This window comes from Mycolicibacterium thermoresistibile (assembly GCF_900187065.1).
Taxonomy (GTDB): domain Bacteria; phylum Actinomycetota; class Actinomycetes; order Mycobacteriales; family Mycobacteriaceae; genus Mycobacterium; species Mycobacterium thermoresistibile.
Window position 1 is genome coordinate 2,527,810 of the sequence record NZ_LT906483.1, and the last position, 25,302, is coordinate 2,553,111.

The window sequence follows — 25,302 nt, forward strand, 5'->3', positions numbered from 1 at the left end:
ACCATCATGGCCCGTCACCTGCCGATCAGGGGCACCACCCCGGTGGCACACCGGGCGGCTATCCGCCCCGCAGATAGTCCGCGAGGTGCCGGCCGGTCAGCGTCGACCGGGACGCGACCAGGTCGGCGGGGGTGCCCTCGAAGACGACGTGGCCGCCGTCGTGACCGGCGCCGGGACCGAGGTCGATGATCCAGTCGGCGTGGGCCATGACCGCCTGGTGGTGCTCGATGACCAGCACCGACTTACCGGCGTCGACCAGCCGGTCCAGCAGTGCCAGGAGCTGCTCGACATCGGCCAGGTGCAGGCCGTTGGTCGGTTCGTCGAGCACGTAGACGGTGGCCGCGTCCGCGCCCTTGTCACCGAGTCTGGCCGCCAGCTTCAACCGCTGCCGCTCGCCGCCGGACAACGTGGTGAGCGACTGTCCCAGACCCAGGTAGCCCAGCCCGACGTCGGCCAGTCGTTCCAGTATCCGCCGCGCCGCGGGCAGCGGGTGGGCGTCGGTGAAGAAGTCCAGCGCCTCGGTCACCGGCATGTCCAGCACATCGGCGATGTTGCGGCCCGCCAGTTCGTAGGCCAGCACCGACGCCTGGAAGCGTCGTCCCTCGCATTCCTCACAGGTGGTCTCCACGGTGGCCATCACACCCAGCTCGGTGTAGATGATCCCGGCGCCGTTGCAGAGCGGGCAGGCGCCCTCGGAGTTGGAACTGAACAGCGCCGGCTTGACGCCGTTGGCCTTCGCGAACGCCTTGCGGATCGGGTCGAGCAGCCCGGTGTAGGTGGCCGGGTTGCTGCGCCGGGACCCGCGCAGCGGGCTCTGATCGACGGTGACGACGCCGTCACGCCCGGCCACCGACCCGTCGATCAGGGAGCTCTTGCCGGAACCGGCCACCCCGGTCAGCACCACCAGCACACCGAGCGGGATGTCGACGTCGATGTGTTGCAGATTGTTGGTGTGGGCGTCGCGGACTGGGAGCACCCCGGTGGGGGTGCGCACCTTCTTCTTGAGCGCGGCCCGGTCGTCGAGGTGCCGTCCGGTCAGGGTTGCAGCGGCCCGCAGACCGTCGAGCGAACCCGCGAACACCACCTCACCGCCCTCGGCGCCGGCTCCGGGGCCGAGATCGACGATGTGATCGGCGATCGCGATCACCTCCGGCTTGTGCTCGACCACCAGCACCGTGTTGCCCTTGTCGCGCAGTCGCAGCAGCAGCTGGTTCATCCGGTCGATGTCGTGCGGATGCAACCCAATCGTCGGCTCGTCGAACACGTAGGTGACGTCGGTGAGCGGGGAGCCGAGGTGGCGGACCATCTTGACCCGTTGCGCCTCACCGCCCGACAGCGTGCCGGCCGGGCGGTCCAGCGACAGATATCCCAGCCCGATGTCGACGAACGACCGCAGGGTGTGGCGCAGCGATCCCAGCAGCGGCGCCACCGAGTCGTCCCGCAGGTCGTCCACCCAGTCGATGAGATCGCTGATCTGCCACGCCGAGACCTCGGCGATGTTGCGCCCGTTGATCTTCGACGACCTGGCGCGTTCCGACAGCCGGGTGCCGTCGCAGTCTGGGCAGGTGGTGAACGTGACCGCCCGTTCCACGAACGCGCGGATGTGCGGCTGCATGGCCTCCACATCCTTGCTGAGGAACGACTTGTGGATCTGCGGGATCAGCCCCATGTAGGTGAGGTTGACCCCGTCGATCTTGAGTTTGGTGGGCTCCTTGTACAGCAGCGCGTCGAGTTCCTTGCGGGTGAACTCGCGGATCGGTTTGTCCGGGTCGAAAAAGCCGCATCCCCGGAAGATGCGGCCGTACCAGCCGTCCATGGAGAATCCGGGGATGGTCAGGGCGCCCTCGTTGAGCGACTTGCTGTCGTCGTAGAGCGCGGTGCGGTCGATGTCGTTGATCACGCCGCGGCCCTCGCACCGGGGGCACATCCCACCGACGATCTCGAACTCCCGCCGCTCCTTCACGGTGCGGCCCCCGCGCTCCACGGTGACTGCGCCGGCGCCGCTGATCGATGCGACGTTGAACGAGAACGCCTGGGGGGAACCGATATGCGGTTCGCCGAGCCGGCTGTACAGGATCCGCAGCAGCGCGCCGGTGTCGGTGACGGTGCCGACGGTGGACCGCGGATCCGCGCCCAGCCGGTTCTGGTCGACGATGATCGCCGCGGTGAGCCCGTCGAGCATGTCGACGTCCGGGCGGGCCGGCGTGGGCATGAAGCCCTGGATGAACGCGCTGTAGGTTTCGTTGATCAACCGCTGGGACTCCGCGGCGATGGTGTCGAACACCAGCGAGCTCTTGCCGGACCCGGAGACACCGGTGAACACGGTCAGCCGGCGTTTGGGGATCTCGACGTCGATGTTCTTGAGGTTGTTCTGCCGGGCGCCGAGCACCCGGATGAGGTCGTGGCGGTCGGCGGGGTGGCTGTCAGTCGTCATCGGCGGCTGTCGGCGTTGACCGGTTGCACGGCGTTCAGTGTGCCGTCAGACACCCGGGCGCGCAACGTCCTGCGGTCGAACTTGCCGCTGGGCAGTGTCGGGATCTGGTCGGCGCGGGCCACCACCCAGCGGGTCGGCACCTTGTAGCTGGACAGCTGGCTACCGACCTGCGCCGCAAGCGAATCCACGTCGAGGCCGTGGTCACCGGAGTGCGTCGGCACCACGACGGCGCAGACCTGTTCGCCGCGGTCGGGATCGTCGACCCCGACCACGACGCACTGCGCCACCGCGGGGGACTGTTCGATGACCGCCTCCACCTCGAGCGGCGAGACGTTGGCACCGCCGGACTTGATCAGCTCGGTGGTGCGGCCGACGTAGAACAGCCGCGGATCGCCCGGTTTGCGGTAGACCCGGTCGCCGGTGTGGTACCAGCCGTCGGCGTCGAACACCTCCCAGCGTTCCCGTTTGTTGTAGCCGGCCATCACGCCGATACCGCGGACCAGCAGTTCGCCGACGGTGCCGTCGGGGACCGGGTCGCCGTTCCCGTCGACGATGCGCATCTCGGTGAACGCGAAACCGCCGGCGGTCTCGGACATGGTGCGGTGCACGGGGAAGCCGTCGGGCACATCGGTCATCGCGATGTCGAGCGGGCCGTGGCGCAGCATCGGCGCGCTGCCCAGGTCGCGCTCGTCGAAGGTGGGGTGGTCACGCAACCGGCGGGTGAAGGCCGGCCAGCCGACGACACCGGTGGCCCGTTCGGTCTCGATCAGGTCGAGCGCGGTCCCGGCGTCGAGCTTCGGCAGCACCAGCAGGGTGACGGGGTCGTGCAGGGCACCGGTGGCGGCCAGCAGACCGCCGATCCAGAAGAACGGCATCGCGCACAGGATCCGCGGCTCATCGGCTGTGCCGGCTCCTGATTCGGCTCCGGTGTGGGACCCGGTACCGGATCCGCGGGTGACCGCCCAGATCGCCGCCGGCCAGGTGGAGGTCTGCCGGACCAGGGTGCCGTGGGTGTGCAGCACCCCCTTCGGGTCGGCGGTGGAGCCGGAGGTGTGCACCATGACCGCGAGGTCGGCGGGGGACACCTCGGCCTCGACCGCGGACAGCAGTTCCGGCGCCGCCGTCGCGGCGTCGGGTTTCCACCGGGCCGCCCAGGGCCGGTCGGTCGGTTCGGTGAGCACGATGGTGCGCAGGTAGGGCGCCGCCGTCAGCGCGAGCTGTCCGGCCCGCTGCCCGGCGAGCTCCGGCCAGGCCTGCTCGAACCGGGCGGGGACGTCGATCGACAGCACGGTGCCCGGCGCGATCAACACCGCGATGTCGGCCAGCCGGACCACTTTCGCGATCTCGGCCGGTTGGTAGAGGGTGCTCAACGGGACCGCGAGCGCGCCGATGCGGGACACCGCCAGCCACCACACGATCCAGTCGGTCCCGTTGGGGAAGAACAGCCCCACGCGGGTGCCCTTGCCGACGCCTTCGCGCAACAGCCACCGGGCCAGCCGTGCGGACCGGTCGGCGGCCTGGCGGTAGCTGAGCCGTTCGGCCGGCGTCACCACGTAGGTGCGGTCACCGAACGTCTCCGCGGCGCCGGCCAGCAGCGCGGGAACGGTCAGCGCCGTCACCCGGTTCACCGGCCCCGCCACTGGGGGGTGCGCTTCTCCTGCCAGGCGCGGATGCCCTCGGCGACGTCCTCGGTGGCGCCGGCCACCTTGCGCATGGTCTCGCCGAACCGGACCGCTTCGATCCAGCCCATGTCGGCGCTGCGCCACGCCACCTCCTTGGTGGCGCGTTGCGCCAGCGGCGCGGCCTCGGTCAGGGTGCGGGCCCACGCCAGCGCCTGCTCCTGCAGCTCGTCCGGCGGCACCAGTCTCCACACCAGGCCGATCTCCTCGGCGCGCTGGGCGGTGATCGGTTTACCGGTGAGCAGCAGTTCCATAGCGTCCGCCCAGCGGACCCGCTGTGGGAGCCGGATCGCCCCGACGATGGTGGGCACCCCGATCCGCACCTCCGGGAAGCTGAACGTCGCAGTGGTGCTGGCGATGACGAAGTCGCAGAACAACACCCCGGTCAGCCCGTAGCCGACGCACGGTCCGTTCACCGCCGCGATGGTGGGCTTGAACAGTTCCATCCCGGATTCGAAGCTGTTGATGGTCGGCTTCTCCCAGAACGTGCCGCCGAAGGTGCCGACCGCGCCTTCGCTGTCCTTGAGGTCCGCACCGGCGCAGAACACCTCGCCGTTGGCGGTGAGGATGCCGACCCAGGCGTCCTCGTCGTCGCGGAACCGGTTCCAGGCCGCGTTGAGGTCCTGGCGCATCGCCCCGTTGATGGCGTTGCGCGCCTCGGGGCGGTTGAGGGTGATGGTGGCGATGTGGTCCCGCTGCTCGTAGGTGACCAGGCTCATGGTCTGCACCCTAAGCCCCGGACCCCAGTGCGGTGAGCACCTCGGCGGCCGCCCGTTCCCCGGAGGCGACGGCGCCGTCCATGTAGCCCATCGAGCGCACCGCGGTCTCCGCGCCGGCCCAGTGGATCGGACCGACCGCGCGCCGCAGCGCGGGGCCGACCTGGGTCCAGGTGTTGGGCGGCAGGAACGCGCCGTAGCAGCCCCGGGTCCATTGGTCGGCGGCCCACACCTTTTCGACGTAGTCGACGGGCCGGGCGGCGCGCGGACCGAACATCCGCGCGAAGCAGCCGATGACCGCCTCGCGGCGGGTGCGGGTGTCGGCTCGGCCCAGCTCCCGCGCCTGGCTGCCCTCCAGGAACCCGAGCAGTACCCCGGGGCGGCCCGAGGGTGGGGAGTTGTCGAAGAACACCTTCACCGGACCGGTGAATCCGACGCCCTGTCCGGACAGCCCGTCGGCCCGCCAGAACGGTTCGTCGTAGATCGCCATGCATTTGACCACCGAGCCGTTCGGCATGCGTTGGGTGAGCTGGTCCCGGTCGGCGGGCAGCGGTTCGTCGTAGTGCAGCCGGCCGGCCAGGGTGGGGCTCATGGCGACCACCACCCGTTCCGCCCGCACCGTCGCGGTGTCGGCCACCACCTGCACCCCGTCGCGGGTGCGGATCTCCCGCACCGGTGCGCCCAGCCGCACCGCGTCGCCGAGTTCGTCGGCCATAGCGGTCGAGATCTGTTGGGCGCCACCGATGATCCGGCTCTGCTGGGCGCCGCCGCGGGTGGTGATGAGTTGGCTCAGACCCTGATTCGAGCTGGTGTAGGTGAGCAGATGCAGCAGCGAGAGGTCGGCGGCGTCGGCGGCCCAGACGGCCTCACAGACCAGTTCGATGAACGCCCGGCCCACCGCGGTGCGCACATGGCGGTCGATCCAGCCGGCGACGGTCTGCCGATCCCACTGCGCGGCACGGGGGGCGGCCCACGGCGCGGCCGGGTCGATCCGCCGGGCCATCCGCTCCAGCCGGGTCAACGCGATCTGCAGGTCGGCCAGGTGCAGCGGGTTGGCCCTGGGAATCTCGCCGGTGTAGCGCCGCACCCGCCCGTTGTGCTCCCACAACTTCGCGCCCCGGTCGTAGGTGTCGAAGGTGGACAGGCCCAATTCGTCGATCAGGGCGCGGATTCGCTGATGACCCGGCCCGATCCACTGGCCGCCGAGTTCGACCACCGCGTCGTTTTCCGGGTCGGGGCCGTGCTCCAGGAAGTGGTTCAGGGTCCGGCCGCCTACCCGGTCGCGGGCTTCGAGCACCACCACATCCACCCCCGCCCGCCGCAGCGTGCGCGCCGCCGTCAACCCGGCGAGCCCGGCGCCGACCACCACCACATCTGTCCTGTCAGTCATCGTGCCTCCTGCCCGGTGAATGTAGTGAACCCGGCCGGTCCGTACCGTCGACTCTGTGCGCTGGATCGTCGACGCCATGAACGTCATCGGCAGCCGCCCGGACGGCTGGTGGAGGGACCGGCGCCGGGCGATGGACGATCTGGTGCGACGGCTGGAGCGGTGGGCCACCGCGGAAGGGCACTCGGTGACGGTGGTGTTCGAACATCCGACGCCGATCGAGTCGTCGGTGCTCACCGTCGCCCACGCGCCGCGGGCCGCCGCCGACGCCGCCGATGACGAGATCGTGCGGCTGGTGCGCACCGCCGACGACCCCGCGCTGATCACGGTGGTGACCTCGGACGCGGCGCTGGCCGAACGGGTCCGGTCACTGGGTGTCGCGGTCCATCCGGCCGCGAGGTTCCGCGCCCTCATCGACGGTCGGGGCGACGGCGGGTCTGCCGGGCGGCCGCGGCGGTCGCGCGATTCGCCGGATACTGACTACCGTTCAGGACAATGACCCAGGATCGAAGCACCGGCCGGGCGCGCCTCCGCGGCGGTCTGCGATTGGCCCTGCGCGGCACTCGCGATCCGGCCCCCGGCGCGGGTCAGCGCCGCGCCGCCGGCGGTCTCGATGAACTGCACACCCGCAAGGTGCTCGATCTCACCATCCGCCTCGCCGAGGTGATGTTGTCGAGCGGGTCGGGCACCGCGGACGTCGTCGCCACCGCACAGGACGTGGCCGAGGCGTATCAGATCAAGGACTGCGTCGTCGACATCACCTTCACGACGATCATCGTGTCGGCGCTGCCGAACGCCGACCATCCGCCGGTGACGATCGTGCGGTCGGTGCGGACCCGGTCGACCGACTTCACCCGGCTGGCGGCGCTCGACCGGTTGGTGCGTGAGATCACCTCCGGCGGGGTGTCGGTGCATCAGGCCCACGAGGCCATGGACGAGTTGTCCGAGCAGCCGCATCCGTACCCCCGCTGGCTGGCCACCGCCGGATGGGCCGGCTTCGCCTTCGGTATCGCCATGCTGATGGGCGGCACCTGGGTCACCTGTTTTCTGGCCGCGTTCACCTCGGCGGTCATCGACCGGGTGAACCGGCTGTTGAACCGGGCCGGCACACCGTTCTTCTTCCAGCAGGTGGTGGGCGCCACCATCGCGACGGTGGTCGCCGTGGCCGCCTACCAGTACGCCGGGCAGGGGGTGACCACCCTGGTGGCGACCGGCATCGTGGTGCTGCTCGCCGGGCTGACCCTGGTCGGTTCGATGCAGGACGCGCTCACCGGCCACATGATCACCGCGCTGGCGCGGCTGGGGGATGCGGTGTTCCTCACGGCCGGGATCGTGGTCGGCATCCTCGCCGGCCTGCAGATCGCTTCGCTGGCCGGGGTGGAGATCCAGTTGCGCGTCGACGTCGGGCAGACCTTCGTGGTGCCGACCGAGCCGAGAACGATCACCGTCGCGATCGTCGGGTCGGCGCTGGCCGGGATCTGCCTGACCATCGCCTGTTACACACCGATGCGCTCGGCGCCGATGACCGGGGTCGCGGCGGCGCTGGCCACGGTGGTGATCTTCGGTGTCGGTGCGGCCGGTCTGGGCCAGATCATGGCGACGTTCGTGGCGGCGATCAGCGTCGGTCTGCTGGCCACCCTGGTGTCGATCCGGCGGCAGGCGCCGGCGTTGGTGATCGCCACCGCGGGTATCACCCCGCTGCTGCCCGGCCTGGCGGTGTTCCGGGCGGTGTTCGCGTTCGCCGTCGAAGGACGGTTCAACGACGGTCTGGCGCAGCTGATGACCGCGTCGGCGATCGCGTTGGGCATCGGTAGCGGTGTGGTGCTGGGTGAGCTGGTCGGCTCCCCGCTGCGGTACGGGGCGGGCCGGGTCGGCGCGTTCTTCCGCAAGGACGGTCCGCCCGGGCTGCGTCGCGGTGTCGGCCGGGTGGTCCGGTTGCGGCCGAGCCCGGCCGCACCGCCGCAGGCCGGCAAGCTGGAGCCGCGGCTGCGGAGCCTGCCGCTGGAACCGGAATCCGAGATCGAGGCCGAGGACGCGCAGGCCGACAGACCCGCCGCGGAGGCCGAACCCGACGACCGGCCCGACAGCGAACGTCCCCAACCCCAGGACAGGCTCGAGGACAGGGCCGATCCCGGGGCCGATGACGGGGCCGGGCAGGAGCCCGGTAAGAACGGCGAGCCGCCGGACCGATAGCCACCGAGCCAGTACGCTGCGGACGTGCACGTCGATGTGATGGTGGTCCCGCAGCCGCTCGGCCGTGTCGGCGACACCGCCCGGCAGGTGCAACGGTGCGGTTTCTCCGGGTTGCTGTTGACCGAAACCGGCCGCACCGCCTATCTCAACGCCGCGGTGGCATCGCAGGCGGCACCCGGGTTGGAGTTGTCGACGGGGGTGGCGGTGGCCTTTCCCCGCAGCCCGTTCGTCACCGCGGCCGCGGCGTGGGAACTTCAGGAGGCGACCGGCGGAAAGTTCCGGTTGGGACTCGGGACCCAGGTCCGCACCCACGTGGTGCGCCGCTACGGTATGCCGTTCGACCGCCCGGGCCCCCGGCTGCGCGACTACGTGCGCGCGGTCAAGGCGTGCTTCACCGCGTTCCGGACCGGCACCCTGGACCACCACGGCGAGTTCTACGAGCTGGATTTCATCACCCCGCAGTGGAGTCCGGGCCCGATCTACGCACCGGACCCCAAAGTCGATGTGGCCGCGGTCAATCCGTGGATGCTGCGGATGGCCGGCGAGGTCGCCGACGGGGTGCACGTCCATCCGATCGGTGAACCCGGATACCTCACCCGGCATGTGCTGCCGAATGTGGCTGCCGGGGCGGCCAGATCGCAGCGGTCGCCCGATGACATCGCGCTCATCGTGCCGGTGCTCACGGTCGTCGGCGACACCGACGAGGAACGGCACACCGAACGGGAGCGGGCGCGCGCCGCGCTCAGCTTCTACGGCAGCACCCCGAACTACGCGTTCATCTGGGATGAGGCCGGTTTCGAGGGCACCACGGCGCGCATCCGCGAGAAGCAGAAGGCCCGCGACCACGCCGGCATGGCCGCGGTGATCACCGACGAGCATCTCGCGGTCTTCACCACCGAGTCGACCTGGGACGGTCTGGCCGACGCGCTGCGCGCCAGATACGGGGGCGTCGCGACCCGGCTCGTCTTGTACAACGCACAGAACACGCCGGAGCAGCTGGAACGGTACGGGGCGGTGGCCCGGCAACTTTCGGCCGACTGAAGCGCCGTTTCATCCGATGTTTGCCGTCCGGGGTGGGCGGTTATGGGTTGACCCGAACCCGGTTGCTCGGGCGCCGGTTGTCGTCGGGTAGTGAGGATGAGTTCTTGGCGCGTTATCTGCTGGCGGCCACCCCGCTCTCCGGGCATGTGGCGCCGCTGGTGCAGATCGGTGCGACGCTGCGATCGCGCGGCCACACCGTCACCGTGCTGACGACCACCGAGTTCGCCGACGCGGTGACACGAGCCGGTTTGCGGTTCACCGCACTGCCGGCCGGCACCGCCATCGACCCGCCCGCGGCCCCGCCGTGGTGGGCCCGGTACCTGCCGTCGCAGGCCCGGCGGTTCCTGCTGGGACGAGCCGAGCTGGACTCGGTGTACATCCGGCCCCTGGGACATCAGGCGGCGGCTCTTCGCTCCGTGCTGGACCGCGAGCCGGCCGACGCTGTCCTGGTTGACATGACGTTCACCGGTGCGGCGGCGCTGCTGCTCGACGATCGCCCACGCCCACCGCTGTTGGTGTGCAGCGTGGGCCCGCTGACCCTGTCCAGTGCCGACACCCCGCCGTTCGGGATGGCGTGGCAGCCGCGGCCCGGCGTCGACTACCGCGGTATGACCGCGGTGGCGCACCGGGTGATCATGGCGGGCAGCCGGCGGCGCTTCGACCGGGCACTGCGCACCGCCGGAGCCGGGCCGGCGCCGGTGTTTCTCAGCGATTGGCCCGCCTTGGCGGACCGGCTGATCCAACTGGGCGTGCCCGGCTTCGAATACCACCGCGGCGATCTGCCGTCCACCGTCGACTTCGCCGGCCCGGTGCTGCCCACCGGCCTCGACGGGGTCACCCTGCCCGCCTGGTGGGACGACATCCGGAGCGCCGCCACCGTCGTTCACGTCACCCAGGGCACCTTCGACAACACCGACCTCGATCAGTTGGTCGTGCCGACGCTGGAGGCGCTGACTGACCGGCCTGACGTGCTGGTGGTCGCCACCACCGGCGGCCGGCCGGGACAACGCTCGGGATTCCGGGTCCCGGGTAATGCCCGTGTCACCGGCTGGCTTCCGTACCGGATGCTGATGCCCCACGTCGACGTGATGATCACCAACGGCGGGTACGGCGGCGTGCAGTACGCGCTAAGCCACGGGGTGCCACTCATCGTGGCGGGGGAGACCTCCGACAAGGCCGAGATCGCGGCCCGGGTCGAGTTCTGCGGCGCCGGAATCGATCTCGGCACGGCAACGCCGACGGTGCGGGCGCTGCGGGCCGGTTTCGACCGCATCCGCGACCAGGACCGGTACCGCACCGCCGCACGTCGGCTGGCCCGCGAGATACGGTCCGCGGCGCCGTTGGACTCGATCGCCGCGACCCTCGAGCGGATCGTCGCCGCCGACGCGCTCAACCGGTCGGCGCGCACCGGAAGTGCCGGCGCACCAGATCCAGACTCAACGGATGATCGACCAGCGCCGCGGCCAGCACGGCCCCGAGTTCACTGATCGCCGGGTCCGCCTCCACACCGCGGGCGGCCAGCAGTTCGGACAACCACACGGCGGTCTCGGTGATCGGTCGGGTGTCCCCGGTGAGCAGGGCCGCCGACACCGCGTGCAGGGTCTGGGGCAGTGCCTCGCGCGCGACGGTGCGCAGCGAGGTCACCGCGGGGCCGGACGCCGCGCCGGTCGTCACCGTCCACTGCCGCCGGATGCCGTCGAGCAGCCGTGGCTGATCGAGGTCGAGGGCGCGTTGTTCGCGCGCGGGCGCGGCGGGCAGCGGCGGCGCCGGCGGCACCACGGTGGCCAGGGTGGTGATGACGTCCCGGGCTGCCCGGGCGTCGGGCGCCCACGCGGTAGCTCCCAGTGCGGCCGCCCGGAGTTCGTCGGCGCCCAGGGCCGCGCCGCCGACCATGACGGGCACCCCGGCCGCGGTGGCGGCCTCGATGAACCGGCGGGTGGTGGGCAGCGCGCCGAGCACCGAGCAGCTGGCCGCCACCGCGTCCGGCCCGAGATCCTGGATGTACCGGCTCAACCGCATCGGCGGCGTCGCCGGCCCCAGCTGGGTCGTCCGCCACCCGTCGGCCCGCAGCACGCAGGCGATGATCGCGGCCGGCAGCCAGTGCCATTCGCGTTCCGCGCAGGTCACGATCACGTGACCGGCGGTGACCGGCAGCTGGTTCAACCGCCGCGCGACGACGTCGGTGGCCGCCATCGCCATCGCGGTCGCGGCGTGTTCCTGCGCGACCGTCCATTCGCCGCGCTGCCAGCGTTCACCGATCGCGCGCTGCACGGGCGCCACCACCCCGGTCAACACGTCCGGCGGCGCCACCCCGTCGTCCAGCAGACGCTCGACCAGCCCGGCGACGGCGGTCCGGTCGTCGGCCGCCAGGGCGTTCTCGTAGTGCTGCCGCGCTTCCCGCAGCGGTGTCAGCGGACGCATGTGACGGCCACCATCGCCATGTCGTCGTGCGGGCGGCCGTCGAGGTACTCCATGACGTCCTGCTCCACCGCCTCGCACACCACTTCCGGTGCGGCGCCCGCGTACGCCGGCAGCAGGGCGTGCAGCCGCGCCATCCCGTACTGACCGCCGGCGCCCCACGCCTCATCGATGCCGTCGGTGAACATCACCATGGTGTCACCGCGGTGGAGTTCGAGAGCCGTTGCACCGTAACGCATGCCCGAGACCAGGCCGGCGGCGGTCCCGTACACCTCGGCCTGTTCGACGCGGCCGTCCCCGCGCACGATCAGCGGGGCCGGGTGGCCCGCGGTGGCCAGGTCCACCCCGACGCCCCCACCCGGACGCGCACGGATCCGCGCGCACAGCACCGTGACGAACTGCTTCACCCGCAGATCGCACAGCACACTGTTCACCGCGCCGAGCACGACGTCCGGGCTGCGGTCGAAATGTGCTGCGGTTCTGAGACTCTGACGGGTCTGGCCGGTCAGCGCGGCGGCCTCGACCCCTTTACCGCACACGTCGCCGATGGCGATCAACCAATCGTGGTCGCTGCCGGTGACGTCGTAGAAGTCGCCACCGATGTCGAGGTGTTCGGCGGCGGGCCGGTAGCAGGCCGCCAACCGGACACCGGGGATGTCCGGCAGGGACGGCGGATGCAGACTCTGTTGCAGCACCGACGCCACCCGGGCCTGCTCCTCGTAGAGCCGCGCCGAATCGAAGGCCACGGCCGCGCGGTCGGCGACCCGCGCCACCACGTCGAGTTCGTCGGCGCGGAAGCCGGTGTCGCCCCGTCGCAGCACGACCAACGCGCCGAAGGTGCTGCCGCGGGCGGTCAACCCCACCGCGACCACCTCGGCCGGCGCCAGCGCGACGGCGGACTGCTGGAACGGTTCGACGGGGATCAATCCGGCCAGGTCGGTGTCGTGGATCTGTTCGACGGATCCGCTGCGCAGCACCCGGCCCAGCGGCAGATCATCGAGGTCGGCGCGGCGGAGCGGAACCCCGGCCGGGGCCGCGTCACCCACCGCGACGAGCACACCGGCCCGCGGGTCCGGCAACACCACCATCGCCCAGTCCGCCAACCGGGGTTGGATGAGCGAGATCAGTCGCAGCGCGGTGCGGCGCAGGTTGAGCGATCCGCCGAGGGTTTCGGCCACATCGGCGATCACGCTCTCACCCATCGATGCCGGTGCGGTGTCGCCGATGTCGGTGTGGGCGCTCACCCGCGCCCGTTCTCAGCGGGTTTCCGCACCGATGACTCCAAGCGGGCTGGTTGTGCAACGAACCCGCACCACACTACCCGTGTTCGCCGGTCTGGCGCGCCAACCAGTCCTCGAACGTGGTGGGAGCGATCCGTGCGTCCGGTCCGGGCAGCAGCACGTTGCCGGCCATCCGCTCGTCGAAGATGCCCGACCAGGTCGGAACCAGCTCGATATCCCGGCCGCGTGCCGCGAACGTGCGCCGCGCCATGTCGACGAGGTCCTGGGTCTGCGGCCCGGCCACGTCGACGTGACGGCCCCGCGGTTCACCAGTCGCGATCTCAGCCAGAACGGCGGCGACGTCGTCGGGGTCGATCGGCTGGACCAGCAGCGGCGCGATGGTGGCGACCCCGTCCGGTTCGGTCCAGCCGGCCACCATCGCGGCGAAGTCGTGGAACTGGGTGACCGGAACGATCGTCCATCCCACCGGGCTCTCGGCGATCAGCCGTTCCTGTTCCCGTTTACCGGCGTAGTGCGGATTGCCCTCGACCCGGTGGATGCCGACGATCGACAGCAGCACGTGGTGGCGCACCCCGGCGCGCTGCTCGGCGGCGAGCAGATTGGCCGTGGTGGTGCGGAACTAGTCGACCGTCTGGTCCCGGCTGCCGGGCGGGGCGCTGATGGCGTCCACGACGGCGTCGACCCCGGTCAGGGCCGCGTCCAGACCCTCACCTGAGACCAGGTCGACACCGTGGGTGCGGCTGATGCGGACCACCTCGTGGCCGTCCCGCTCGAGCACCGACACGGTGCGACTGCCGATGTTCCCGGTGGCGCCGGCGACCGCGATACGCATGGTGGTGACTCTATCGGGCCGAGCCTTCTCGACCGGGCGTCACAGGCGGCCTGCCCGGAACTTCTCCAGCATGCGGCGGTCGCGTTTGGTGGGCCGCCCGGCACCGCGGTCCCGCACCGCCACCGGCGGCAGCGGCACTGCCGGTTCCGGTGGGGTGCGGTCGAGATAACAGGTCACCGCGTCGGCGGCCCCGACCCGCTTCTGGATCACCCGCACCACCTCGACGATGCGGGTGCGGCCGCCGATCCGGGCCTTCACCCGGTCACCCGGGACGACCGCCGAGGACGGCTTGGCCGGTTTGTCGTTGATCCGCACGTGTCCGGCCCGGCACGCTGCGGCGGCGTCGGGCCGCGTCTTGGCCAGCCGGACCGACCACAACCATCGGTCCACCCGGGTCGACTCCATGGCTCCCATGATGGAACATCGCCGCGAGATGCGTCACCGGCGGCCGGACTGATCATGGGCCGCAACACGTTCAGCCCGCACCGCGGCGCGTGTGTGCAGCCGCCGCTGTGCGGTCTCACAGGCGAGGGTGAGTCGGTGGTGTTGATCGTGCCGCCACTGCGGGATTCGGCCGGTTTTCGCGCAGTGGCCGCACATCCGACTGCGTGACCGCACACCCACCTCAGCCAGCGCACAGCCGGCTCAGCCGGTGCACCGTCGGCTGTTCGGCGATGAGTTCCGCGCCCGCACCGGGTCTGTGCCGGCGTGATCATCGTTGCGGGACACATCACCGTCGATCCCGGACAGCGAGCGGCGTACCTCGCGGGCCGTGTCAACGTCGTCGAACGGTGGGAATCGCCCCAGGCTCTCGAGGCGTTCCGGGACACGCCCATTGACGGCGAGCAACCCTCGAACCGTTTCGGACAGGGGCCTGAGGTAACACTGTGGCCATGAGTTCCCTGTTCCGTACCGCCGCGGCCACCGCGGCATCGGCCCTGGCCGCTGTGGCAGTCCATGACGTGTTCCAACGCCGGCGCGCGATCCTGCGCAACTTCCCGGTGATCGGGCACGCCCGCTATCTGCTCGAGTCCATCGGACCCGAACTGCGGCAGTACATCGTCGCCGGCGACGACGAGGAGCGCCCGTTCACCCGGGATCAGCGCCGTTGGGTGTACGCCTCGGCGAAACAGGAGAACAACTACTTCAGCTTCGGCACCGACAACGACATCGAGTACACCTCCGGCTACCCGGTGATCCGGCACCGCACCTTCGGCCGCTCGATCCCGGCGTCCGCACCGCGGGCAGCGCTGGACGTCGAACTGCCGGCGGCGAAGGTGATCGGCGCCGCCCGCAACCGCGCCCAGGCGTTCCGGCCCCAGTCGGTGGTCAACATCGGCGCGATGAGCTTCGGGTCGCTGTCCGGCAAGGCCATCGAGGCGCTCAACCGGGGCGCGGCGCTGGCCGGTTGTCTGCACAACACCGGTGAGGGCGGCATCTCCCGGTACCACCGACACGGCGGTGAACTCATCTTCCAGATCGGCACCGCCTACTTCGGCTGTCGTGACGCCGAGGGCCGGTTCGACCTCGCCCGGCTCAAGGATCTGGTGGCCGGCGCACCGGTCCGGGCGTTGGAGATCAAACTGAGCCAGGGCGCCAAACCGACGCTGGGCGGGGTGCTGCCGGCCGCCAAGGTGTCGGCGGAGATCGCCGCGACGCGTGGCATCCCCGAGGGCCGCGACTGCGTCAGCCCGTCGCGGCACGCCGAGTTCACCGACGCCGACAGCATGCTCGACTGGGTGGAGATGCTGGCCGCCGAGACCGGGCTGCCGGTGGGGATCAAGTCGGCGGTGGGCGATCTCGACTTCTGGGAGCAGCTCACCGATCTCATGCGCGACACCGGTCGCGGGGTCGACTTCGTGAGCATCGACGGTGGCGAGGGCGGCACCGGCGCGGCGCCGCTGATCTTCACCGACACCGTGTCGCTGCCCTTCCAACTCGGTTTCGCCGAGGTGTACCGGATCTTCGCCGAACGCGGTCTGCACGAGCAGGTCACGTTCATCGGCAGCGGCAAACTCGGCCTGCCCGACAACGCGGTGGTCGCGTTCGCGCTGGGCTGCGACATGGTCTACGCCGCGCGGGAATCGATGCTGGCGCTCGGCTGCATCCAGGCCAAGAAATGTCACACCGACACCTGTCCTACCGGGGTGGCCACCCAGAACGCCTGGCTGACCCGCGGGTTGGTGCCCGACGACAAGGCTCCGCGGGTCGCCAACTACATCAGGACGCTGCGGCGCGATCTGGTCAAGGTCGCCGAGGCGTGCGGGGTGGAACACCCCGGGCTGATCAGCGGCGATCTGATCGACATCCTCGACGGGCATACCAGCGCGAGATCGCTGTACGAGGTGTACGGGTACCAGCCGGGCATGGGTCTGCCGTCGGCCGAGGACCGCGCCGAGATCCTGCGGCTGATGGCGGACCGCGCCACACGGGGTGGGTCGGCCCCGCCGTCGCATTCCGCGCCGGCCCGGTGAGGCGTCAGGCAGGCGCGGCTGCCCGCAGATGTCGTGGCGTCACGCCGTCTTGCGGTGCAACCGACCGCCGATCCGCAGCCAGCGCACCTGTCCGGTGTCGTCGCGGACGAAGTCGGCGCGGCTGGGCAGCGGTTCGCCGTCGCGGTCCAGTTGCAGCACGTAGTCGTCCCGGTAGAACGCCAGATACGCGGGGGTGCCGGGCGGCGGGTCGGTGACGGGAGCACCGTCGTCGGAGAGCATCTGGTAGCGCAATCGGCCACGGTCGGCGGTGAGGACGGTGTCGGTGGCGTCCACCGAGCCGTCGACGCCGGTCTCGTAGGCGTGGTAACGCCCCTCGTAGTCGGCCAGTTCGGCGGGGGAGAGGTCGCGGACGGGCGCCGGCAGATTGTGCAGCCCGGCGAAATGGTCCAGCGCCCAGTCGGTGTACATCAGGTCCGCGACCAGCATCGCCCCGCCGTCGGAGTTGGTCAGCACCGTCATCGCGAAGTCCCGGTCCGGCACCAGGTAGAAACCCGAATGCTGACCGGACCAGGCCCCGCCGTGCTGGACGATGTGCACACCCTCGGCGCTGGGCCGCAGATGCCAGGTGACTCCCATCCCGTCGATCTCGACAGCCAGGGTTCCGCCCGGCCCCGGATCCGACCGCATCGCGGTCAGGGATTCCTCGCTCAGCAGGCCGAGATCCGGCAGTCCGCCGCCGTCGCCGAGATGGAAACGGGCGTAGCGCAACTGGTCGCGGGCGGTGGAGATCAGCCCGCCGGTCGGGTTGAGGCAGCGAGGCATGTACCAGGCGGACCGGTCGAACCTCGGAGCGCCGTCCGCCATGGTGTGCGGTTCGGCCACCGGCGGGCCTTCGAGGTTGTCGACGCTGAAACCGGTGTGCTGCAGGCCCAGCGGCTCCAACAGTTCGGTGCGGACCACACGTTCGTAGCCGGTTCCGGTCACCGCCTCGATGATGCGGCCGGCCAGGGCGATGGCCGCGTTGTTGTAGGCGAACGTGGTGCCGAGCGGCGTCTGCTGCGGCAGTGTGGCAATCGCCGCAACGTATTTCGCCAGTGCGTCCTCGCCGGAACCGGTGTCGACGAAGTAGTCGCCGTGCCAGCCCGGCGTGTGGTTGAGCAACTGCCGCACGGTGACCCGCTCGGCGACCGTCGGGTCCGCGGTGGTGAAGTCGGGCAGATACGTGCGCACCCGTTCATCCAGGTCGATCCGGCCGGCCTCGACCAGCCGCATCACCGTGGTTCCGGTGAACGTCTTGGTGGTCGAGCCGATGCGGAACAGGGTGTCGGGGGTGACCGGTTCGGGATCGTCGACGTTGGTGACCCCGAAACCGCGGAGGTGTTCCACACCGTCGTGCCACACGCCCACCGCCACACCGGGCACCCCGTGGCGGTCCATGAGGTCCTGGATCTTGGCGTCGAGTTCGGCGAACAACCGGTCGCCCGAATCGGAGTCCTCGCGACGTCCGCATCCGGTGGTGGCGCCGGACACCGCACCGGCCAGCAGCGCACCCGCCACCACACCCCCGGTGGCGCGGAGCATCGACCGCCGGGACAGCCGCATCACCGGGCCGCCCCTGTGGTGGGGTACGTGTTGGACGCGCTAATCATGTTGCACCGCCTCGGATCTGCGCATATTGACTTCGCCGTCGATAATTGCCACATCATAGCAACGGACGTGCTCGCCGACAGTGCATCTCGCCCGACTACGCGTGAATGTCTTGCGACAAGTGGCCTGTGCGACACTGGCGGCCATGGCGGATCTCCAGATGTCAGAGTCGATTTTCATCGCAGCGTCGCCCGAGCAGGTGTACGCGCTGGTCTCCGATGTGACCAGAACCGGCGAGTGGAGCCCGATCTGCAAGGCGTGCTGGTGGGACGAGGGCGACGGACCGGAGGTCGGCGCTTGGTTCACCGGCCGCAACGAGACCCCCGAACGCACCTGGGAGACCCGCAGCCAGGTGGTCGCCGCGACCCCGGGCCGGTCCTTCGCCTGGCAGGTCAACGGCGACTTGGTGTATTGGGCCTACACCATGGAACCGCGGGACGGCGGCACCCTGCTGACCGAGTCCTGGAAGGTGCTGCCCGCGGGCATCGCCGCCTTCCGGGAGCGCTTCGGGGAGCAGGCCGAAGCCGAGTTGGAGGCCCGGCGGCTGGCGGCCGAGACGGGTATTCCGGCGACGCTCGCCGCGATCAAGGCGATCGCCGAGGCGTCCTGACCGCCAGACCGGCCGGTCCTCTCACTCCGTGAGATCTCAGTCTGTGGCGTCGAGGATCGAGATCGCGAAGATCAGCGAGTCGCCCGGCTGGATGCCGGCGGCGGGCTGACCGTCGGGGTAGCCGTCCTCCGGCGTCATCGCCACCGCGACGGTCGATCCGACGGTCTGGCCGGCGATGGCCTTCTGGAACCCGGTGATCACCCCGTCGAGCGGGAAGTTCACCGGGGTGCCCCGTTCGAAGCTGGTGTCGAACACCGTGCCGTCCCGGCCGTTGACGCCCAGGTAGCACACCAGCACGTCGGCGGTGTCCGCGACGACCGGCCCGTCGCCGTCCTGCAGCACCTCGACCCGGGTCTCGGAGACGCTGAACGGTCCCTCGACGGTGACCAGCGGAGCAGCCTCATCGGTGGGTCCGGTGACCGCGATGCTGCCGGTGTCACCGGTGAACGTCCAGTCCGGTGCGACGTCCTCGCCCGGTGCGGCGGTGGGGCAGCTCTGTGCGACGGCGGTGCCGGTGGGTGACGTCGTCATGGTCGACGTGGTGGTGTCCGATGTCGTGGTGGCCGACGTCGAGTCGCTGTCGGAACCGCACGCGCTGAGCGTCAGGGCCAGCGCCGCGGCGCCGGCGACGATCGCGCCGGGAATCGCGAGGGGAGAAGACACACGAGATGAGTTCACGGTCAGCCACGCTACCGCCGTGTCGAACCCCGGTGCCGCCAGCCCCATCAGCCGGGTGGAACAGCACCGTCGCTTGACTCCGCCCGCTTCGGGCAGGCGGTGGGCACCGGCGATAATCGTTCGGATGGACGTTCGGTTGGACAGCGTGGGTAGTGACGCCGCACGCGCCGGGGCGATGGCGCAGGTGCGGCGCCGGTTCGCCCTCACTCCCGGCGAACTGGCCCAGGCTGCGGTGTTCGCGGCGCTGATCGCGGCGCTGGGGCTGCCGGGCACGATCACGCTGGGCGCCAGCGGGGTGCCGATCACTTTCCAGACGCTCGGGGTGATGCTGGCCGGGTCGATCCTGGGGCCGCGCAAGGGTGTGCTGGCGGTCGGGCTGTTCACCGTCCTGGCGATCGCCGGGCTGCCCATTCTCGCCGGTGCGCGCACCGGGCTGGTGTCGTTGGCGTCGCCGACAGCCGGGTTCTTCGTCGGTTGGCTGCCCGCGGTGTTCGTGATCGGGGCGCTGACCGCGCTGATGATGCCGCGCTACCGGGTGGGCTGGGGCATCGCGATCAACATTCTCGGCGGCATGGCGGTGATCTATTGCTTCGGCGCCGCCGGGCTGTTGATCCGGACCGATCTGTCCTGGTGGGCGGCGGTGACCAGCAGCGGCATCTACGTCCCCGGTGACCTGGCCAAAGCGGTCATCGCCGGTGTTGTCGCCGCGCAGGTGCACCGCACCCGGCCGGGACTCGTCGCACCGTGGCGGCGGCGCCGCTCGTTCGATGGTTGACCAACAGCCGGACTCGGTTGTCTTCGAGGACGTTTCGCACTCCTACGGCGACCGGAAGGTGCTCTGCGACGTGTCGCTGGTGCTCACCGAGCGCCGGATCGGCATCGTCGGCGCCAACGGCAGCGGGAAGTCGACGTTCGCGCGGATGATCAACGGTCTGGTGCTGCCCGACCGGGGAACGGTGCGGGTCTGTGGGCTCGACACCCGCCGGCACACCCGCCGGGTCCGCCGCCTGGCGGGGTTCGTGTTCACCGACCCCGACCGGCAGATTCTGATGCCGACGGTCGCCGAGGACATCGAACTGTCGCTGTCACGGCACCGGCTGACCACCGACGAGCGGCGGGATCGGGTCCACGAGGTGTTGGGCAGGTTCGGGTTGGCCGGTCACGCCGACCATCCCGCCCATCTGCTCTCCGGTGGGCAGAAGCAGCTGCTCGCGTTGGCGTCGGTGCTGGTCACCGAACCGCGCATCGTGGTGGCCGACGAGCCGACGACGCTGCTCGACCTGCGTAACACCCGGATGATCCGGGATGCGTTCGCCGCCCTGGACCATCAACTCGTCGTCGTGTCTCACGATCTGACGCTGCTCGACGACTTCGACCGGGTGATAGTGTTCGACGAGGGCAGGGTGGTCGCCGACGACGCACCCGCCGCGGCGATCGACGCCTATGAGCGGATGATGCTGCGATGAGCACGTTCGGGCAGTACCAGCCCGGCTCGTCCCCGCTGCATCGGCTGCCGGCCGGGGTGAAACTGGTCGCGCTCGCCGTGTCGATCGCCCTGATGGCGGTGTGGGTGCAGACCCCGGCGGATCTCGCGGTGGCCGCGCTGGGCGTCGCGGCGCTGGTGGCGGCCGCCGGTCTGCGGCCCCGGGCCCTCACCGCACAGCTGCGGCCGGTGCTGTGGGTGGTGGCGGTCATCTTCGGCTTTCAACTGCTGTTCACCGACTGGCGGCGCGCTCTGGTGGTGTGCGGCATCCTGCTGTTGTCCGTCGTGCTGGCCGCCGTCGTCACCGTCACCACCCGGGTGACCGCCATGCTGGCGGCGTTGACGGCGCTGATGAGGCCGCTCGGGCGGGTGGGTTTTCCGGTCGATCAACTCGCCCTGGCGTTGGCGCTGACCCTGCGCACGATCCCGTTGATGATCGACACCGTGCGGCAGGTCGAGGAGGCCCGCCGGGCGCGGGGTCTGCGGTTCTCGCCCCGCATCGTGCTGGCGCCGGTGATCACGGCGGCCCTCGACACCGCGGACGGTTTCGCCGAGGCGCTCACCGCACGGGGATTGGACTGACCCGAGCCCCGGTCACCTCTCACCACACCGCGTCGACGTTCTCGCCGATCTGCTGGGCGATCCGCACCGCCGAGTCGCCCGGATCGGCGCTGCACGTGTTGACGTCGCCGATGATGTTGTTGCGCAGGACCAGCGCACGCCCGCATCCCCAACCGGGATGTCCGGCGTCACGTTGGACCGTGATGGCTTTCAGGATGTCGCCGTCCCTGGTGAGCTCGGCGACGTACCACTTGGTGCCGCTCTGGGTGTGGCGGTACTCGTGGCAGGCCGGCCACTGCTCGGCGGACGCCTCGAAGAACGCGCGCGCCGTCTCGGCCAGCGGGAACAACACCACGGCCTGTTTGGCGTAGTGGGTGAAGTTGTCGCCGTTGTTGAGGCTGTGATCGCGGGCCGCCCGGTATCCGCTGTCGGCGTAGACGTCGGCCTCACCTGCGCCGTCGAGGGCGAGGCACTCCGGCGGCGCCATCGTGTTGCTGTGATCGCTCAGCGAGGTCTGACTGGAGATGATCGCCATGTCGGTGGTGCCCATCGCGGCGTTGACCTGCTCGGGGCTGAGCAGCAGCCCGGGCAGTTCACGCTCGACCAGTGGCCGTGGAATCAGGGTTTTCGTCGTGCTCGGCGCGGTCGTCGACTCGGCGTGACCTGTGCTTCCACAGCCCGCGACGAGAACACCCATGACTGCGACGGCAACGGCTGCCAAAGACTGCCGCATACGTCCCTCCCCAGTCCAGTCCGTGTGCGCCCGGCAGGTCCCCTCGAATGGGCGCACAACCTGAATTGTGCTTCAGAATTTCCGGCCCGGAAAGGAGAGGGGGGGGTCATTTCGTCATAACAATGGCGGTCCTTCTTGATGACGATTTTCGTTCACTCGTGCAGATGCAGCCGTTCTCCGTGCGGACCGAGAATCATGATCGCCTCCACCGGGCCGTCGACCGCGCCGAACCAGTGCGGCGTCCAGGTCGAGAACTCCACGGCCTCACCGGGTTTGATGACGAAGTCGCGGGAGTCCAGGATGAGCCGCATGTGCCCGGAGAGCACGTAGACCCAATCGTGGCCCTCGTGCACCGGCAGTCCGGCCGGGGGAGTGCGGCGGCGCGCGCTGATCCGGATCTTGAACGCGTGCAAACCGCCGGCCGGGCCCTGCCGGGTGAGCGGCCAGTAGGTGACGCCGTGGCTGGTGTGGGCGCTGCCGCGGACCCGCGGATCCTCGGTGTCCGGCGCGCGCAGCAGGTCATCGGTGCTGACCGACAGGGCTGCGGCGAGGCGGGGCAGGTGATCGATGGCGAGCCTGCGCTTGCCGGACTCGAGCCGGCTCAACGTGGACACGTCGATCTGGGCGCGGGTGGCGACGTCCTCGAGGGTCAATCCGCGCTGTTTGCGCAGTTCCCGCAGGCGTTGCCGGATCCGGTCCTCGATCCGGCCCTCCCGCTGATTTGCCTCCATGGCAAATAAGCTTGGCATCCTGCGGGTCGGTGGGCAAGCTGGGCGCATGACGATGTCAGAAGCACGGCAGCATTGGGAAAGCCGGTACGCGGAGAAGGATCGGATGTGGAGCGGGCGGGTCAACGCGCGGCTCGCGGAAGTGGCGGGGGAGCTGCCGCCGGGACGAGCGTTGGACGTCGGTTGCGGTGAGGGCGCCGACGCGATGTGGCTGGCCGAGCGAGGCTGGCAGGTCACCGCGGTGGACATCTCGCAGACGGCGCTGGACCGCGCGGCGGCCGAGGCGGCCTCACGTGGCCTGACCATCGACTTTCAGCGGCACGAACTACCGGCCACCTTTCCGGACGGACAGTTCGAGCTGGTGTCGGCGCATTTTCTGCACTCCGAGGTGGAGCTGGACCGGGTGCGGATTCTGCGGCGGGCCGCCGAGGCGGTGGTTCCGGGTGGGCTGCTGCTGATCGTGGATCACGGCGCACCGCCGCCGTGGGCTCCCGATCATGTCCACGAGTTCGAGTTCCCGTCGGCCCAGGAGGTGGTGGAGTCGCTGCAGCTTCCCGAGGGCCAGTGGGAGCTGCTGCGGGCCGAGCCGGTGAAACGGGATGCTGTCGGCCCGGACGGGCAGCAGGGCACGTTGATCGACAATGTGATCATGCTGCGCCGCCGGTGAGATGTCGGTGAGATGTCGCCGGTGCGAAGTCACGGGAACGAGTGGCCGCACCGCTGACCTTGCGGCTCACCTCGGCTGACCGGATCAGCCTCCACGAGCGCTCTCCACAGTCACAAGGTCAGTCGGTGCGTCAGCAATGACGTTAGTGCCTCGCCGAGGGTGGGTCGGACACCAATTTCGGTTGCCGGCCTCAGAACACCATCGATGTGGTCCGGCGGGACGCAGATGAGGCTGAAGCGCGCGACGACCACGGCGCCGTCAGCCGGACCGCGTCGTATCCCGGTTGCGTCACCCGCACGGTATCGGCCATCGGGTGTTGCGACGACTTCCACCGGATTTGCGGGATATGCTCGGCCCGACGTGAGCACGGCCGGGGTGGGCGCCGGCAGTGCTTGGCGACGACGGAGGTTGCATCATGCGGGCCGTACGGACTCTCGCCGCGCTGCTGCTCGCGGTGTTCGCTGTCTCCGCCGGCCCGTCCGCGGCCGGGCAGCCGCCCGACCTGGCTGCGGCGCTGGACCGGGCGATCGAGCTGCGACTGGACCAGATGGGTGTTCCCGGCGCGATCGTGAGCCTGTCGATTCCCGGCAAGATCGAGTACACCAGGGCCTTCGGGGTAGGTGACACCGCGACGGGCACGCCCATGCTGGTGGACAACCATCACCGCATCGGAAGCGTCACCAAGACCTTCATCGGAACCGCGATCCTGCAGCTGGCCGATCAAGGCCGAATCCGGTTGAGCGATCCGATTTCCCGGTATGTCGAAGGGGTCCCGTCCGGTGATGTGATCACGCTCGACATGCTGGCTCGGATGCGCAGCGGCCTGGCCGACTACACCGAGACCGACGAGTTCGTCGAACGGTTGTACCGCGAGTCACCGTCGGGTCCGGATGCGTTCGCCGTGACGCCGCGGGAACTGGTCGAGTCCGCGTTCGCGCGACCGTTGAACTTCGCACCCGGAAGTGAGTTCGAGTACTCCAACACCAACACCGTGCTGCTCGGCATGGTGGTGGAGAGGGTGTCGGGCGTACCCCTGGCGCGGTATCTGCAGGACAACATCTTCGGCCCGGTGGGGCTTACGCAGACCAGTTATCCGGCCGACGGCCGGCTACCCGCGCCGTATACGCACGGGTACAACCAGGGGCCGGACGGTGCGATCGTGGACACCACGCTGTGGAACCCGGCGTGGGCGGACGCCGCGGGCAAGATCGTGTCGAACGTGCACGACATGCGCACGTGGGCGAGGGCGCTGGGCAGCGGGGCGCTGCTGCGGCCGGACACGCACGCCGAGCGGATCCACGGCGGATCGTCGGTGGTCCCGGGTGTCGACTACTCGTTCGCGATCTTCAACGCCCAGGGCTGGCTGGGGCACAACGGTGACATCCCGGGCTACGCGACGGTCGTGGTGTACCTGCCCGAGCGCGACGCGACCCTGGTCGTGTTTGTCAACTCCGATGTGCCCGAGCCGCATTCGGCCGGTCAGATCGCCTACGTCGTGACGGAAATGGTCACCCCGGAGCACATCTACGAACTCGGGCCGCAACCGCCGCAGATGCTCGACGAACCGGCCGCCTGAGATTCCTTCGGCGCGAATCGCCTCATCGCTGCGGTGAGTGGAGGACAATCGCGGCATGTCCACCGCACTCTGGATCATCGTTGCGGTATTCGCCGTCTGTCTGGTCGCCGCCGGGCTGCTGCGGATGCGGGCCTGGCTGCGGCGTCCGGCACCGCCTGAGGTGATCGAGGCGGCACGCCGCCGCCGCGAGGAGGAAGACGACGAGCGACGGTAGCCCGCCGGTCCTGTCAGCGATGTTCCGGC

24 protein-coding genes and 1 pseudogene are annotated in these 25,302 nt (G+C 70.2%); 12 read left to right on the forward strand and 13 right to left on the reverse strand.

What is annotated here, in order from left to right; genetic code table 11:
• Positions 1–58 precede the first annotated feature (58 nt).
• The 4 genes from CKW28_RS11790 to CKW28_RS11805 are packed head-to-tail and all read right to left on the reverse strand — an operon-like array spanning position 59 to position 6,219.
• On the reverse strand, positions 59–2,434 hold the full coding sequence (locus CKW28_RS11790) for an excinuclease ABC subunit UvrA (protein ID WP_003927591.1): 2,376 nt from the start codon (positions 2,432–2,434) through the stop codon (positions 59–61).
• The gene (locus tag CKW28_RS11795; RefSeq protein ID WP_435405792.1) at positions 2,431–4,053 is read right to left on the reverse strand and encodes a class I adenylate-forming enzyme family protein; all 1,623 of its coding nucleotides are present in this window, start codon (positions 4,051–4,053) and stop codon (positions 2,431–2,433) included. The genes CKW28_RS11790 and CKW28_RS11795 overlap by 4 nt, the downstream gene beginning before the upstream one ends.
• A gap of 5 nt (positions 4,054–4,058) precedes the next feature.
• Entirely contained in the window at positions 4,059–4,832 is a 774-nt protein-coding gene (locus CKW28_RS11800) for an enoyl-CoA hydratase/isomerase family protein (RefSeq protein WP_003927593.1), read from the reverse strand.
• 10 nt (positions 4,833–4,842) lie between these two features.
• Positions 4,843–6,219 carry a flavin monoamine oxidase family protein gene (locus CKW28_RS11805; protein ID WP_040548210.1) on the reverse strand — a complete coding sequence of 459 codons (1,377 nt, stop codon included), beginning with the start codon at positions 6,217–6,219 and terminating at the stop codon, positions 4,843–4,845.
• 55 nt (positions 6,220–6,274) lie between these two features.
• On the opposite strand from CKW28_RS11805, the gene CKW28_RS11810 reads away from it, so the two are divergent.
• Genes CKW28_RS11810 through CKW28_RS11825 form a run of 4 tightly spaced genes read left to right on the forward strand, consistent with a single transcriptional unit; the run spans position 6,275 to position 10,937 of the window.
• On the forward strand, positions 6,275–6,715 hold the full coding sequence (locus CKW28_RS11810) for an NYN domain-containing protein (RefSeq protein WP_050812083.1): 441 nt from the start codon (positions 6,275–6,277) through the stop codon (positions 6,713–6,715).
• Positions 6,712–8,409, forward strand: coding sequence for a threonine/serine exporter family protein (locus CKW28_RS11815; protein ID WP_003927596.1), 1,698 nt, complete (start codon positions 6,712–6,714; stop codon positions 8,407–8,409). Before CKW28_RS11810 ends, CKW28_RS11815 begins: the two co-directional genes overlap by 4 nt.
• A 24-nt stretch (positions 8,410–8,433) precedes the next feature.
• Positions 8,434–9,450, forward strand: a complete 1,017-nt coding sequence (locus tag CKW28_RS11820) for a TIGR03617 family F420-dependent LLM class oxidoreductase (protein ID WP_003927597.1) — start codon at positions 8,434–8,436, stop codon at positions 9,448–9,450.
• 47 nt (positions 9,451–9,497) lie between these two features.
• The gene (locus CKW28_RS11825) at positions 9,498–10,937 is read left to right on the forward strand and encodes a glycosyltransferase (protein ID WP_234784905.1); all 1,440 of its coding nucleotides are present in this window, start codon (positions 9,498–9,500) and stop codon (positions 10,935–10,937) included.
• On the opposite strand, the gene CKW28_RS11830 is transcribed toward CKW28_RS11825, so the two are convergent.
• The 5 genes and pseudogenes from CKW28_RS11830 to CKW28_RS11845 all read right to left on the reverse strand — a co-directional run bounded on the left by CKW28_RS11830 (position 10,840) and on the right by CKW28_RS11845 (position 14,346).
• Positions 10,840–11,871 (reverse strand): cobalamin B12-binding domain-containing protein, encoded by a 1,032-nt coding sequence (locus tag CKW28_RS11830; protein WP_003927599.1) that lies wholly within the window; start codon positions 11,869–11,871, stop codon positions 10,840–10,842. The two genes, CKW28_RS11825 and CKW28_RS11830, sit on opposite strands and share 98 nt — an antisense overlap.
• Complete coding sequence (locus tag CKW28_RS11835) at positions 11,859–13,112, reverse strand: PP2C family protein-serine/threonine phosphatase (protein WP_003927600.1); 1,254 nt, start codon at positions 13,110–13,112, stop codon at positions 11,859–11,861. Before CKW28_RS11835 ends, CKW28_RS11830 begins: the two co-directional genes overlap by 13 nt.
• Positions 13,113–13,185: 73 nt before the next feature.
• Positions 13,186–13,710: pseudogene (locus CKW28_RS11840) on the reverse strand (SDR family oxidoreductase); the annotation flags it as partial.
• An 18-nt stretch (positions 13,711–13,728) separates the two neighbouring features.
• Positions 13,729–13,941 (reverse strand): NAD-dependent epimerase/dehydratase family protein, encoded by a 213-nt coding sequence (locus CKW28_RS24110; RefSeq protein ID WP_234784903.1) that lies wholly within the window; start codon positions 13,939–13,941, stop codon positions 13,729–13,731.
• A gap of 39 nt (positions 13,942–13,980) precedes the next feature.
• Positions 13,981–14,346 (reverse strand): RNA-binding S4 domain-containing protein, encoded by a 366-nt coding sequence (locus tag CKW28_RS11845; protein ID WP_003927601.1) that lies wholly within the window; start codon positions 14,344–14,346, stop codon positions 13,981–13,983.
• 488 nt (positions 14,347–14,834) lie between these two features.
• Here CKW28_RS11845 and CKW28_RS11855 point away from each other — a divergent pair, with 488 nt between their 5' ends.
• Complete coding sequence (locus CKW28_RS11855; protein WP_003927603.1) at positions 14,835–16,415, forward strand: FMN-binding glutamate synthase family protein; 1,581 nt, start codon at positions 14,835–14,837, stop codon at positions 16,413–16,415.
• A gap of 39 nt (positions 16,416–16,454) precedes the next feature.
• Here CKW28_RS11855 and CKW28_RS11860 read toward each other — a convergent pair whose 3' ends face one another.
• The gene (locus tag CKW28_RS11860) at positions 16,455–17,978 is read right to left on the reverse strand and encodes a serine hydrolase domain-containing protein (protein WP_003890645.1); all 1,524 of its coding nucleotides are present in this window, start codon (positions 17,976–17,978) and stop codon (positions 16,455–16,457) included.
• A 190-nt stretch (positions 17,979–18,168) separates the two neighbouring features.
• Here CKW28_RS11860 and CKW28_RS11865 point away from each other — a divergent pair, with 190 nt between their 5' ends.
• Positions 18,169–18,633, forward strand: coding sequence for an SRPBCC family protein (locus tag CKW28_RS11865; RefSeq protein ID WP_003890644.1), 465 nt, complete (start codon positions 18,169–18,171; stop codon positions 18,631–18,633).
• A gap of 36 nt (positions 18,634–18,669) precedes the next feature.
• Here CKW28_RS11865 and CKW28_RS11870 read toward each other — a convergent pair whose 3' ends face one another.
• Positions 18,670–19,296 carry an FKBP-type peptidyl-prolyl cis-trans isomerase gene (locus tag CKW28_RS11870; RefSeq protein ID WP_003890643.1) on the reverse strand — a complete coding sequence of 209 codons (627 nt, stop codon included), beginning with the start codon at positions 19,294–19,296 and terminating at the stop codon, positions 18,670–18,672.
• Positions 19,297–19,486: 190 nt separating this feature from the next.
• Here CKW28_RS11870 and CKW28_RS11875 point away from each other — a divergent pair, with 190 nt between their 5' ends.
• Genes CKW28_RS11875 through CKW28_RS11885 form a run of 3 tightly spaced genes read left to right on the forward strand, consistent with a single transcriptional unit; the run spans position 19,487 to position 21,376 of the window.
• Positions 19,487–20,086, forward strand: coding sequence for a biotin transporter BioY (locus CKW28_RS11875; RefSeq protein ID WP_192810953.1), 600 nt, complete (start codon positions 19,487–19,489; stop codon positions 20,084–20,086).
• On the forward strand, positions 20,079–20,777 hold the full coding sequence (locus tag CKW28_RS11880) for an energy-coupling factor ABC transporter ATP-binding protein (RefSeq protein ID WP_003890641.1): 699 nt from the start codon (positions 20,079–20,081) through the stop codon (positions 20,775–20,777). Before CKW28_RS11875 ends, CKW28_RS11880 begins: the two co-directional genes overlap by 8 nt.
• Positions 20,774–21,376: a CbiQ family ECF transporter T component gene (locus CKW28_RS11885; protein ID WP_003890640.1), complete on the forward strand. Its 603-nt coding sequence runs from the start codon at positions 20,774–20,776 to the stop codon at positions 21,374–21,376. The genes CKW28_RS11880 and CKW28_RS11885 overlap by 4 nt, the downstream gene beginning before the upstream one ends.
• A 19-nt stretch (positions 21,377–21,395) precedes the next feature.
• On the opposite strand, the gene CKW28_RS11890 is transcribed toward CKW28_RS11885, so the two are convergent.
• Positions 21,396–22,088, reverse strand: coding sequence for a sensor domain-containing protein (locus CKW28_RS11890; RefSeq protein WP_040548217.1), 693 nt, complete (start codon positions 22,086–22,088; stop codon positions 21,396–21,398).
• A 152-nt stretch (positions 22,089–22,240) separates the two neighbouring features.
• A complete protein-coding gene (locus CKW28_RS11895) occupies positions 22,241–22,819 on the reverse strand; it encodes a type II toxin-antitoxin system RelB family anti-toxin (RefSeq protein WP_003927607.1) in 579 nt (192 codons plus the stop codon).
• Between the two features lie 46 nt (positions 22,820–22,865).
• Here CKW28_RS11895 and CKW28_RS11900 point away from each other — a divergent pair, with 46 nt between their 5' ends.
• The 3 genes from CKW28_RS11900 to CKW28_RS23860 all read left to right on the forward strand — a co-directional run bounded on the left by CKW28_RS11900 (position 22,866) and on the right by CKW28_RS23860 (position 25,273).
• On the forward strand, positions 22,866–23,483 hold the full coding sequence (locus CKW28_RS11900; RefSeq protein WP_040548219.1) for a class I SAM-dependent methyltransferase: 618 nt from the start codon (positions 22,866–22,868) through the stop codon (positions 23,481–23,483).
• A 415-nt stretch (positions 23,484–23,898) separates the two neighbouring features.
• Positions 23,899–25,059, forward strand: coding sequence for a serine hydrolase domain-containing protein (locus CKW28_RS11905; protein ID WP_003927609.1), 1,161 nt, complete (start codon positions 23,899–23,901; stop codon positions 25,057–25,059).
• A 55-nt stretch (positions 25,060–25,114) separates the two neighbouring features.
• A complete protein-coding gene (locus tag CKW28_RS23860) occupies positions 25,115–25,273 on the forward strand; it encodes a hypothetical protein (protein ID WP_003927610.1) in 159 nt (52 codons plus the stop codon).
• Positions 25,274–25,302 lie beyond the last annotated feature (29 nt).